The organism is Streptomyces bicolor (genome assembly GCF_000719285.1).
Classification (GTDB): domain Bacteria; phylum Actinomycetota; class Actinomycetes; order Streptomycetales; family Streptomycetaceae; genus Streptomyces; species Streptomyces bicolor.
The window spans coordinates 13,694-26,200 of sequence record NZ_JOFS01000002.1 but is presented as its reverse complement, the minus strand read 5'-3'; the positions used below and the strand labels follow the sequence as shown (position 1 = coordinate 26,200).

The 12,507-nt window shown below is 71.3% G+C and carries 7 protein-coding genes; all 7 read left to right on the top strand.

The annotated features are described in order from the left end of the window. Window positions 1-73: 73 nt before the first annotated feature. The 7 genes from IF78_RS0102265 (at window position 74) to IF78_RS0102235 (ending at window position 12,507) form a co-directional block, all read left to right on the top strand. Window positions 74-1,456, top strand: a complete 1,383-nt coding sequence (locus IF78_RS0102265) for an ABC transporter substrate-binding protein (protein ID WP_031478224.1) — start codon at window positions 74-76, stop codon at window positions 1,454-1,456. A gap of 4 nt (window positions 1,457-1,460) precedes the next feature. Further along, a complete protein-coding gene (locus IF78_RS0102260) occupies window positions 1,461-2,816 on the top strand; it encodes a carbohydrate ABC transporter permease (protein ID WP_234439749.1) in 1,356 nt (451 codons plus the stop codon). 178 nt (window positions 2,817-2,994) lie between these two features. After that, window positions 2,995-3,909: a carbohydrate ABC transporter permease gene (locus IF78_RS0102255; protein WP_031478220.1), complete on the top strand. Its 915-nt coding sequence runs from the start codon at window positions 2,995-2,997 to the stop codon at window positions 3,907-3,909. 162 nt (window positions 3,910-4,071) lie between these two features. Next, window positions 4,072-6,300 (top strand): bifunctional glycosyltransferase/CDP-glycerol:glycerophosphate glycerophosphotransferase, encoded by a 2,229-nt coding sequence (locus tag IF78_RS0102250; protein ID WP_031478219.1) that lies wholly within the window; start codon window positions 4,072-4,074, stop codon window positions 6,298-6,300. Between the two features lie 56 nt (window positions 6,301-6,356). Continuing rightward, on the top strand, window positions 6,357-8,555 hold the full coding sequence (locus tag IF78_RS0102245) for a CDP-glycerol glycerophosphotransferase family protein (RefSeq protein ID WP_031478217.1): 2,199 nt from the start codon (window positions 6,357-6,359) through the stop codon (window positions 8,553-8,555). Window position 8,556: 1 nt separating this feature from the next. Continuing rightward, the gene (locus IF78_RS0102240; protein ID WP_031478216.1) at window positions 8,557-10,842 is read left to right on the top strand and encodes a bifunctional glycosyltransferase/CDP-glycerol:glycerophosphate glycerophosphotransferase; all 2,286 of its coding nucleotides are present in this window, start codon (window positions 8,557-8,559) and stop codon (window positions 10,840-10,842) included. A gap of 45 nt (window positions 10,843-10,887) precedes the next feature. Next, window positions 10,888-12,507, top strand: a complete 1,620-nt coding sequence (locus IF78_RS0102235) for a hypothetical protein (protein ID WP_051827461.1) — start codon at window positions 10,888-10,890, stop codon at window positions 12,505-12,507.

Here is a 12,507-nt window from a genome sequence, read left to right as displayed (position 1 = left end):
CATACCAAGGCGTAGACCAGATCGCACGGGACAGCGCTCGAACGTTCGACGAGGCACGAAGAACGGGGCAGTGATGCGCAGCACGAGCAGCAAGAACCGGACGAACAGGGCCGCCAGGGCCGCGGCAGCCGTACTCGCGGGAACCCTCGCGCTCTCGCTCACGGCATGCGGCGGCGATGACGACAACGGCGGCGGCGAACAGGGCGGTTCCGGGGGTAAGGAGACCGCCGACACCGTCACCCTTCCCAAGCTGAACGGCGAATCCCTCGAGGTCGCCGCCGTATGGACCGGTGCCGAGCAGGAGAACTTCAAGAAGGTCCTCGCGGAGTTCGAGAAGCGCACGGGCGCCAAGGTGACCTTCGTGCCCGCCCAGGACCCGATCATCAACTTCCTCGGCTCGAAGGTCGCGGGCGGCCAGCCGCCGGACATCGCGATGCTTCCGCAGCCGGGCGCCATCAAGCAGGCCGTCGAGAAGAAGTGGGCCAAGCCCCTGGGCGCGGACGCGGTCAACGAGCTTCAGGAGAACTACTCGCAGGGCTGGCAGGACATCGGCAAGGTCGACAACAAGCAGTACGGCGTCTACTACAAGGCCGCCAACAAGTCGCTGATCTGGTACAACGCCAAGGTCTTCGAGAACGCGGGGGCCACCGAGCCCAAGACGTGGGACGAGCTTCTCACCACCGCGCAGACCGTGTACGACTCCGGCGTCACCCCGTTCTCCGTCGGCGGCGCGGAGGGCTGGACCCTCACCGACTGGTTCGAGAACATCTACCTCTCCCAGGCGGGCCCCGAGAAGTACGACCAGCTGGCGCGGCACGAGATCAAGTGGACCGACGCGTCCGTGAAGGACGCGCTCACCACGCTCGCCCAGGTGTGGGGCAAGAAGGACTATGTGGCGGGCGGTGCGAGCGGCGCGCTGCAGACGGACTTCCCGGCCTCCGTCACCCAGACCTTCACCGGCGGCGACCAGCCGAAGGCCGGCATGGTCTACGAGGGCGACTTCGCGCAGGTCAACATCGTCCAGGCCAAGGCTGAGGTGGGCACCGACGCGAAGGTGTTCCCGTTCCCGGCCGTGGGTGACGCCGCGCCGGTCGTCTCCGGCGGTGACGCGGCCGTGATCCTGCAGGACTCCAAGGCGGCGCAGGCCCTGGCCACCTTCCTGGCCTCCCCGGACGCGGCGACCATCCAGGCCAAGCTGGGCGGCTACCTCTCGCCGAACAAGAACGTCGACAACTCGGCGTACCCGAACGATGTCCAGCGGAAGATCGCCAAGGCGCTGATCGACTCCGGCGACGACTTCCGCTTCGACATGTCCGACCAGGCCCCGCAGGCCTTCGGCGGCACGCCCGGCAAGGGCGAGTGGAAGGCGCTGCAGGACTTCCTGAAGAACCCGTCGGACATCGCGGGAACGCAGCGCAAGCTGGAAGCCGACGCCGCCGCGGCGTACGGAAACTGACGCCATGGCGTCGGCGGAAGCGGCAGGGGTCGGCCCGAAGAATCCGACCCCTGCCGCACCCAGGTCGCGCAAGAGTGTGACCGGCACGCGCAAGGCCATGGCGGCGCTCTTCCTGCTGCCCGCCCTCGTGCTGCTCGGCGCGCTCGTGGTCTACCCGATCGGGTACTCGGTCGTCCGCAGTTTCTACGACCAGTCCGGCGACGGCTTCGCCGGACTCGACAACTACGAGGCCCTCTTCACGGACGACGGCATCCGCACCGCCCTCAAGAACAACATCATCTGGGTGGTGTTCGCCCCGACGGTCGCCACCGCGCTCGGTCTGATCTTCGCGGTGCTGACCGAGCGGGTGCGCTGGGGCACGGCGTTCAAGCTGGTCGTCTTCATGCCGATGGCGATCTCGATGCTGGCGGCGGGCATCATCTTCCGGCTCGTGTACGACCAGGACCCGGACAAGGGCGTCGCCAACGCGGTGTGGGTCGGCGTCCACGACACCTTCGCGCAGGCGTCCGCGTTCCCCAAGGCGCACCCGGGGCGCGAGTCGCCCCTCGAAGCGGCGCCGGGCGGCGGTTTCGTCACCAAGGCCACCGTCAGCGCCGGCACCCCGGTCGTCCTGCCCCTGGTCGGTGTCGCCCCCGACCAGATGCCGGACGACGCCGAGAAGGCCGTACAGGCGAAGGCGGAGCCGGGGAAGGTCACCGGCACCACCTGGCAGGACTTCACGCGCGGCAAGGGCGTCGGCACGCTCGGCGGCGTCGACGCGTCCGAGCTGGGGTACGCCGGGATGAAGATCGAGGCCGTCAAGGACGGCAGGGTGGTGGCCTCCACCAAGGCTGCCGACGACGGCACGTTCACCCTGCCGGCCGCCGCGGACGGTGCCCGTCTCAAGCTCCCCGCGGACAACTTCAAGGAGCCGTACAACGGCCTGGACTGGCTCGGCCCGTCCCTGGTCACGCCGGCCATCATCGGCTCGTACATCTGGATGTGGGCCGGTTTCGCGATGGTGCTGATCGCGGCCGGGCTCGCGGGCATCCCCCGCGACCTGCTGGAGGCGGCGCGGGTCGACGGCGCCAACGAGTGGCAGGTGTTCCGCAAGGTCACGGTGCCGCTCCTCGCACCCGTCCTCGCGGTCGTCACCGTCACCCTGATGATCAACGTGCTGAAGATCTTCGACCTGGTCTTCATCATCGCCCCGGGCTCCTCCCAGGACGACGCGAACGTCCTCGCGCTGGAGCTGTACCGCAAGGGCTTCTCCGAGGACCAGCCGGGCATCGCGAGCGCGATCTCCGTGTTCCTGCTGCTCTTGGTGATTCCCGTGATGTGGTTCAACATCCGTCGGCTCAGGCGGGAGGGCAGGCGATGAACGTGGACCTGGTCGTCTACTGGGGGGCCGGGGGCCGCGCGGCGGTGGCCACACATCGGGCTTTCCCCGCGATGCCCGCGCCGGTCGTCGTGGCCGACCTGCATTTCTGCTGGGGGTCCGGGGGTTATCCCCCGGAAATGAGCAGTAACATTCGCAGGCTGCGGCGGGAGGGGCGGCGATGAGTGCGGACGCCGGCAGGCTCACCAAGGCGGCACCCGAGCCGCTCACCGTCGTAAAGAACGAGCAGTCCCTCGGCGCCCGGCTCGCCTCCTTCGTCAGCGGCGGGCTGGTGCGGGTGTTCCTCATCGTCGTCGGGCTGTTCTGGCTGGTCCCGACGATCGGGCTGCTGCTGTCGTCGCTGCGGCCGCCGGAGGAGATGACCGCGAGCGGCTGGTGGGAGGTCTTCAGCAAGCCCTCCCAACTCACCTTCGACAGCTACGACAAGCTCCTGAGCAACAGCGACATCACCGACTCGATCCTCAACACCGTGCTGATCACGGTCCCGGCGACGGTCCTCGTCGTCATCATCGGCTCGCTCGCCGGATACGCGTTCGCGTGGATGGAGTTCCCGGGCCGCGACTGGTGGTTCCTGGGCGTGGTCGGCCTGTTGGTGGTGCCGGTGCAGGTGGCGCTGATCCCGATCGCCGAACTGTTCGGCAACATCGGCATCTTCGGCTCGCTGATCGGCGTGATCCTCTTCCACGTCGGCTTCGGCCTGCCGTTCGCGGTGTTCCTGCTGCGGAACTTCTTCGCGGAGATCCCGAGAGAGCTGCTGGAGGCGGCCCGGCTGGACGGCGCCGGTGAACTGCGCCTGTTCTTCCGGGTCGTGATGCCGCTCGGCGGTCCGGCGATCGCCGCGCTCGGCATCTTCCAGTTCCTGTGGGTGTGGAACGACATGCTGGTCGCGCTGATCTTCACGGACTCCGGGAGTCAGCCGATCACGGTCGCGCTGCAGACACAGGTAAGGCAGTTCGGCAACAACATCGACGTCCTGGCACCCGGCGCGTTCATCTCCATGGTGATCCCGCTGGTCGTGTTCTTCGCGTTCCAGCGGCAGTTCGTGTCCGGCGTGATGGCGGGCGCGGTCAAGTAGCCACGCACACGACACGCTTGGGGGGCGGGCCGGCACCGGTCCGCCCCCTGTCGTTCATCCGAAGTCCCCCGTATGCCTCAGGAGGCGTAACCAAGTCACTCCATTGGCCGTTCCCGGCAAGGCGACAGCGCCCATCGCCCCGGCCGACCCAGTGGATGTCCCTTGCCCAGGTTCAGTGTCATTGTCCCCGCGTACAAGGTTCAGGCGTACCTGCACGAGTGCCTGGAATCGGTGCTCTCGCAGTCGTATCCCGATCTCGAACTGATCGCCGTCGACGACTGCTCGCCGGACGCGTGCGGCGGCATCATCGACGAGTTCGCGGCCCGCGACCCGCGCGTACGCCCCGTGCACCTCGCCGAGAACCGGGGCCTGGGGCCCGCCCGCAACGCCGGTATGGCCGAGGCCACCGGCGACTACCTGGTCTTCCTGGACAGCGACGACACCCTCACCCCCGACGCCCTGCACGCCGTCGCCGACCGGCTGAAGGAGACCGGCGACCCGGACGTCCTGGTCTACGACTACGCGCGCACCTTCTGGACCGGCGAGACGATCCGCAACCAGGCCGCCGACCGGCTCAGCGAGGACGGCCCCGCGCCCTTCCGGCTGGCGGACCGTCCGGGACTGCTGCGGCTGCTGATGGTCGCGTGGAACAAGGCGTACCGGCGGGAGTTCGTCGAGGAGGAGGGCTTCGCCTTCCCGTCCGGCTACTACGAGGACACGCCGTGGACGTACCCGGTCCTGATGACGGCGGAGTCGATCGCGACGCTGGACCGGGTGTGCGTGCACTACCGGCAGCGCCGCCGGGGCGGCATCCTCGGCACGGTCAGCCCGCGGCACTTCGACATCTTCGAGCAGTACGACCGGGTCTTCGCGTACGTCGACCAGAACCCCGAACTGGCGCGCTGGCGCCCGCTGTTGTTCCGTCGGATGGTCGACCACCTGATCGTGGTGTTCGCCCGCCGCGACCGCCTCCCACGCCGCAGCCGCGCCGCCTTCCTGCGCAAGGCCCGCACGTACTACCGCCGTTACCATGCCCCCGGCGCCCCCGTCCCGGCGCGCACCCGCGTCCACTACGCCCTCGTCCGGCTGGGCCTGCACCGCACCTACCACGCCCTGCAGCTGGCGGCGGCCCTGGCCCGCCGTGCCGCCAAGCTCACCAACCGCCTGCTGAAGGGCCTGCGTTCCGCCCTTCTGCGGCTGCACTACCGCGTCCAGCGCTGCCTCCCCGTGCGCGCCGACCGCGCCGTCTTCGCGGCCGAGGGCGTCCGCGGCCACGGCTGCAACCCGGGCGCCCTGGAGCAGGCGTTCCGCACGCACGCCCCGGGTGTCCGCACGGCCTGGATCTCCGAGGCCGAGCAGCACGCCGTAGTGCCGACCGGCACCCGCCGGCTGCGCCCCGGCACGGCCGCCTACTGGACGGCCCTCGCCCGCTCCAAGTACCTCGTCCACAACGCCGAGCTGGACCGACGCCTGGTCAAGCGCCCGGGCCAGATCGTCGTGCAGACCCGGCAGGGCACCCCCCTCAAGCACATGGGCCTGGATCTGCGCGAACGCCCGGCGGCCTCGGGTGACACGGACTTCGACGAGCTGGTCGACGACGTCGACAAGTGGGACTACGTCCTGTCCGCCAACCGCCACTCCACCCTGACCTGGGAGCGCGTGTACCCGGGCGGCTACACGACCCTGGAGTACGGCAGTCCCCGCAACGACGTCTTCCAGCAGGCGACCTCGGCGGACGTGACCCGGATCCGCGAGTGCCTCGGCATCCCCGAGGGCGCCGTCGTGATCCTCTACGCCCCCACCCACCGCGACTACCGCCGCACCCAGCGCAGCCCCCTCGACCTGCACCGCGTCACCCGCCGCCTGGGCCCGCGCCACATCATCCTGGCCCGCGCCCACCCCCGCCACGCCGGCCCGCTCACCGCGACCAGCGACCAGGTCATCGACGTCACCGACCACCCGAGCGTCGAGTCGCTGTGCCTCGCCTCGGACGCCCTGGTCACCGACTATTCGGCGATCATGTTCGACTACGCCGGCCTGGACCGGCCGATCGTGATCCACGCCGATGACCAGGAGGTCTACGAGGCGGCCCGCGGCACCTACTTCGACGTGCGGTCCTTCCCGCCGGGCGCGGTGTCGCGCACTGAGGACGAGCTGATCGACATCTTCGCCACCGGCCACTGGTGCGGCTCGCGCTCCGCCCAGCTGCGGGCGGCGTTCCGGACGCGCTTCTGCCCGTACGACGACGGACGCGCCGCCGAGCGGGTCGTACGCCATGTGGTGCTGGGCGAGACCGGCGCCCCGCCCGGGGTGCCACTGGGCCATCGCCACCCGATTCCGTCCCCGAGAGCCGCTGAACGCCGTTCTCACGGAAGAGGAGTTCGCATCTGAGGCCGGCTCGGCCTCCTCAGGAACCCGGCCGCCTGAACCACGACGGAGAGAGCAGTATGCCCCGCTTCAGCATCATCGTTCCGTCCCATGGGGTCGCGGGCCGGCTGTCCCTGGCGCTGGACTCGGTCCTCGCCCAGTCCTTCGGCGACTTCGAGCTGGTCCCGGTCTGCGACGGCCCCGACTGCCCGGCGTCGGACGTCGCGGCCGAGTACGCCCGGCGCGACTGCCGGGTGGCGCCCGTGCACTCGCCGCCGGCGGCCGGGCGGGCCGGGGCGCGCAACGCCGGGATGCGGGCGGCGATCGGTGCGTGGCTGCTGTTCCTGGACGGTGACGACGTGCTGGTGCCGGGCGCGCTGGCGGCGCTGGCCGCGCGGCTGGGCGAGCCCGGTGACGTGGACGTCCTGCACTTCGAGCACGAGCGGACCCCGTGGTGGGTGGGCGAGCCGACCAACCCGGCCGCGCCACTGCTGGCCCGGGCTCCGGACGGGGTCTTCCCGCCGGAGCGGGCGCCGCAGCTGACGGGCGTCCAGCTGCCGGCCTGGAGCGCGGCCTACCGCCGGGCCTTCCTCACCGAGCAGCAACTCGCCTTCCCTGACGGCCACTTCACCGATGTCGGCTTCGGCGGCCTGGTCGCGTTGAGCGCAGAGCGCGTCGCGGTGCTGCGCCAGGTCGTCGTACGGCATCTGCTGCGGCGGCAGGGCAGCCGGCTGGGCCTGCCGGGCGAGCACCACCTCGAGCTGCTGGACCAGGCCGAGCTGGTGCTGACGCGGGCGGCCGGGCAGGGGCTGTCCGGGGAGCGGTTCGCGGCGCTGTTCGAGCAGCTCTTCGACGCCGTACTGAAGACGGCCGCGCATCCGCGACGGCTGCCGCGCGGGCGGCGTGCCTTCTTCCGCCGGGCGAGCGGGCTCTACCGGCGGCACCGCCCCGCCGGGTTCCGGGTGCCTGGCGGCAGCCTGGGTGTGCAGCACCGGCTGCTGGCGGCGGGGGCGTACGGGGCGTTCCGGGCGCTGCGCTGGGCCAACCAGGCGGCGCGGGCGGCGGCCGGGGTGCCGCGTCCGCGCGGGCTGGGCACGCGGCTGCGCTACCGGCTCCAGCTGCACCGGCGCCTGGACAAGAACCTCGCCGTGTACTGCGCGTACTGGGGCCGCGGCTACCTCTGCAACCCGGCCGCGATCCACGCCAAGGCGCGCGAACTGGCCCCGCACCTGCGCTCGGTGTTCCTGGTCGAGGCGGACCAGGCGCACACGCTGCCGAAGGACGTGGAGTACGCGGTCATCGGCAGCCGCAAGTACTGGGACGTGCTCGCCCGCGCCAAGTACCTGATCAACAACGCCAACTTCGCGGACGCGGTGGTCAAGCGCAGGGGCAGCGTCCATCTGTCGACCCAGCACGGCACCCCGCTGAAGAAGATGGGCGCCGACCAGTCGACGTACCCCGTGGTGGCCGCGGCGACCGGCAGCATCGCCAAGCTGCTGGCCCGAGTCGACCGCTGGGACTACAACGTCACCTCCAACCGGCACTCCACTCAGATGTGGGAGAGCGCGTACCCGTGCGCGCACGAGGTGCTGGAGTACGGCTATCCGCGCAACGACGTCTACTACACGGCGACCGCCGCCGACGTCGCCCGCGTCCGGCGCGAACTCGGCGTCCCCGAGGGCAAGAAGGCCCTGCTCTACGCGCCCACGCACCGCGACCACGCCACCGGCTTCGAGACGAGCCTCGATCTGGAGGAGTTGTGCGAGGAGATCGGGGACGAGTACGTCGTGCTGCTGCGCGCCCACTACTTCTACGACCAGGGCACCGCGCGCGGCACCGGCCGGATCATCGACGTCACGGCGCACCACTCCTCCGAGGACGTGTGTCTGGCCGCCGACGCGCTGATCACCGACTACTCGTCGATCATGTTCGACTACGCCAACCTGGACCGGCCGATCGTCGTGTACGCCGACGACTGGGACGTCTACCGGGAGCTGCGGGGCGTCTACTTCGACCTGATGGAGTCGCCGCCGGGGCGGGTGGCGCGGACGCCGGGCGAGCTCGCGGCCGTCTTCCGGGACGGCAGTTACGCGGACGCGGAGGCCAAGGCGCTGCGGGCCGCCTTCCGGGAGCGGTTCTGCCAGTTCGACGACGGACGCGCCGCCGAACGCGTCGTACGCCGGGTGCTGCTGGGCGAGCCGCCCGAGGCGATCCCGCCGGTGATCCCGCTCGCCGAGCGCATCCCCGCCCCCGCCGCGACGACCCTCGTGAGGAACTGACGTGCCCCGCTTCAGCATCATCGTCCCCGTCTTCAAGGTGCAGGGGTTCCTGCGGGAGTGCCTGGACTCGGTGCTCGGGCAGTCGTTCACGGACCTCGAGGTGATCGCCGTCGACGACCGCTCCCCCGACGGCTGCCCCGCCATCCTGGACGCCTACGCCGACCGCGACGCACGCGTGCGCGTGCTGCACCTGCCGGAGAACGTCGGCCTCGGCCGGGCCCGCAACGCCGGTCTGGAGGAGGCGAGCGGCGACTACGTCCTCTTCCTCGACAGCGACGACTCCTACACCCCGGGCCTGCTGGCCGCCGTGGCGGCACGCCTGGAGGCGAACCGGGACCCGGACATCCTGGTCTTCGACCATGTACGCACCCACTGGTGGGGCCGCGGCGGCCGCAGCACGGCGGCGGACCTGCTGGCCGCGGCCGGTACCGGCACCTTCAGCATCCGCGAGCGCCCCGAGTACCTCCACCTGTTCCTGGTCGCCTGGAACAAGGCGTACCGCCGCGACTTCTTCCTGAAGCACGAGCTGAGCTACGCCCCGGGCCTGTACGAGGACGCGCCCGTCACCTACCGCTCGATGGTGCTGGCCGACCGCATCGCCTGCCTGGAGCGGATCGGGGTCGAGTACCGGCAGCGCCGGCAGGGCGCGATCACCAAGACGCCGGGGCGGCGGCACTTCGACATCTTCGCGCAGTACGAGGGCCTGTTCGCGTTCCTCGAGGAGCGCCCGGACCTGGCGTGGGCGCGCCCGCTGCTGTTCGAACGGGCCCTGGATCACATGCTGTTCGTGCTCGCGCGCGACGACCGGGTGATGCCGAGGGACCGCGGGGACTTCTACCGTGAGATCCGCTCCTTCCACGCCCGGCACGTCCCGGAGGGCTTCACGCCGCCGGACGGCTGGCGCGGCAAGGAGATGCGGCTGCCGGCGTCGGCGCCGTATGCGTCGTATGCCGTGGCTCGCGGTCTGCGTGACCTGCGCAGGAGGGCGGGGAACGGCAAGCGGCGGGTGACACAGGCGGCCTCGGAGCGGGCCCGGAGGACCTGGTACACGGCGCACTCCAGGCTGCCGCTCGATCCGCACCTGGCCGTCTACTCGGCGTTCACGCACCGGGGAGTGCTCGGCGATCCGGCGGCGATCCACGCCAAGGCCCGCGAGATCGCCCCGCACATCAGGGGTGTGTGGGTCGTCCAGGAGGACGCGGTGGAGGCGCTGCCGCCCGGCATCGACTTCGTGACGCCGGGCTCCCGGCGCTATCACGAGGTCATGGCGCGGGCCACGTACTGGGTGAACAACGTCAACTGGCCCGGCACCCTGGCCAAGCGCCCCGGCAGCATCCACCTCCACACCCACCTGGGCACCCCGCTCAAGTACATGGCGGCCGACCTGCTGGCCAAGCCCGGCGCCCGGCACGGTTTCGACGTGCCGAAGATGCTGTGGCGGGCCGACCGCTGGGACTACAGCCTGGTGGCCAACCGGCACTCGGAGCTGGTGTGGGAGCGGGCCTGTCCCTGTCACTTCACGTCGCTCAGGACCGGGAGCCCGCGCAACGACGTGCTGGTCAACGCCGGTCCCGGGGCCGGTGAGGCGGCCCGTGCCCGGCTCGGTGTCCCCGCCGGGAACACCGTCGTGCTGTACGCGCCGACCCGTCGCGACTACCGCCGGGACGGCCATGTCGACCGGATCGATCTCGCCCGGTTCGCCGAGGATCTGGGCACCGGCCACACGCTCGTCGTACGGCTGCACCCGTCGCTGGCGAAGGGCACGGCACGCGGGATGGGCCTGGCGGATCTGCACCGGCGGGGCGTACTGATCGACGCGACGGACGAGCCGCACGTCGAGGATGTGATGCTCGCCGCCGACGTCCTGGTCACCGACTACTCGGCCCTGATGTTCGACTACGCCAACCTGGACCGGCCGATCGTGATCCACGCCGACGACTGGGGGGCGTACGCGGCGAGCCGGGGCGCCTACTTCGACATCACGGCCGACGCGCCGGGCCATGTGTCGGGCTCCTACCGGGAGTTGGCGTGGCTGTTCGCGTCCGGGACGTGGCGGGACGGGGAGTCGGCGCGGGCGCGGGCCGGATTCCGGGAGCGGTTCTGCGAGTTCGACGACGGACACGCCGCCGAGCGGGTCGTGCGCATGGTGATGCTGGGTGAGCGGATGCCGGAGGGGCCGGTCGGCGTGGCGAGGGTGCCCGCTCCGGCGGGCGAGAGGTCGCTGACGGACGCTCGCCGGTCCCCGCGGTGGCGGGCTCAGCCGGGCTCACTCGATGTGGTGATGTGAGGCAATGCCGTTGACCCGGCCGGGGACATCGGGAACATACGGCAAATGCCCCGAACCCACTCGACCTCCCATGTCGGAAAGGCGGCCGTCAGCACTCTCGGCCGAAGGGCGGTGCGTGGTTCCACAGCGCTGCGCGGCGGCCGCCTCTGGCGTCCCACGCCGTACCAGGTCTTCGGGTTCGTGTTCTTCCTGGTGATGTCACTGGCGTACTGGGCCGTGCCGCTGTGCTGCGACGCGGGCCAGCACGCGGCGGTCGTCGAACGCCTCGAGGCGGACCTCCTCCACCCGCGCCATCCGATGGCGGACCTGCCGGGCGTGGGCAGCCCGTACTACTCGCCGTACGCCGTCGCGCAGGGTGTCTTCGCCCGGCTGACCGGGATGGGCGGCTGGGAGGTGGTACGGCTGGCCGGGCCGGTGAACCTGCTGGTGCTGCTGACCGGCGTCGGCCGCTTCGTGCGGGTGCTCACGCCACGGCCGTGGGCGCCGGTGCTCGCGCTGGCGGCGATGACACTGCTGTGGGGCACCGAGCGGGCCTGGTGGAGCGGGTATCTGAGCCTGCTGTCGATGACGGGCAACCTGGGCTATCCCTCGGCGTTCGCCATCGGGCTGACGTTCTGGGCGTGGGCGCTGACGGGGGCGCGGGCCCGGGGGGAGGGACCGGCGCGGACGCAGGGGCAGGTTCGGTACGTCGGGCCGAGCGGGCTGCCGGCGGTCGCCGGGTATGCGGGGCTCGGGGCGCTGTACGGGCTGATCCTGCTGATCCATCCGATCACGGCGGCGGCCGCGCTGCTGGGGGCGGTGGCGTTCGTGGCCGGGTGGCAGCGGGGGTGGCGTCGGCGGACGGGCGCCGTGGCCGTGCGGTGGGGGGTGACGGCGGGGGCGGCGGTGCTGGTCGCCGGGTGCTGGCCGTACTTCGATGTGTTCGCGCTGGCCGGGAACGACAGCGTGGACCGGATGCACCGGCGGCTGTACGAGCAGCTCTTCGGCCAGTTCTGGCTGGCACTGCTGGGGCTGCCGGCGCTGTGGCTGCGGTGGCGGCGGGGCTCCTGGCGGGATCCGCTGGTGCTGCTGTTCGCCCTCGACTGCCTGCTCGTGTCGTACGGCTGGGTCAGCGGCCACTACACCTACGGCAGGATTCTCGGGCTCACCCTCGTGCCGCCGCAGTTCGCGCTGGCCGTGGAGCTGGCGGCGCCCCGGCCGTGGGGCAGGGCACGCCGGGTACTGGGCGGGGCCGCGGCCACCGGGGCCTGTGTCGGGTTCCTGACCGTGCAGGGCGGGGCGGTGGTGCCGCGTGCGCTGGATCCGTTCGGGCTGGAGCAGCCGTCGCTGTGGCCGTCGTACGCCTGGGTGGCGCGGCATGTCGGGAAGGGCGAAGTGGTCATCGCCGACGGGCACTTCGCCCCTCGCTCCCTGCCCGGGTACGGGCCGAACCTCGCCGCGCCGATCTGGCCCGACCCCGCCCTGGACGAGCGGGAACGGGAACGCCGGCTCGCCGATGTCCGCGCCTACCTCTCCCCCACGTCGAACCGGGCGGAGCGCACGGCCGTCGCCCGGCGCCACCACGCGCGCTGGCTGCTGCTGACGCGGTGGAAGCGGGTGCCGGAGGAGGCGGTGGTGGTGGCCTGGAGCCGGGCGACGGGGGAGGTGCTGGCGCGGATCGGGTGA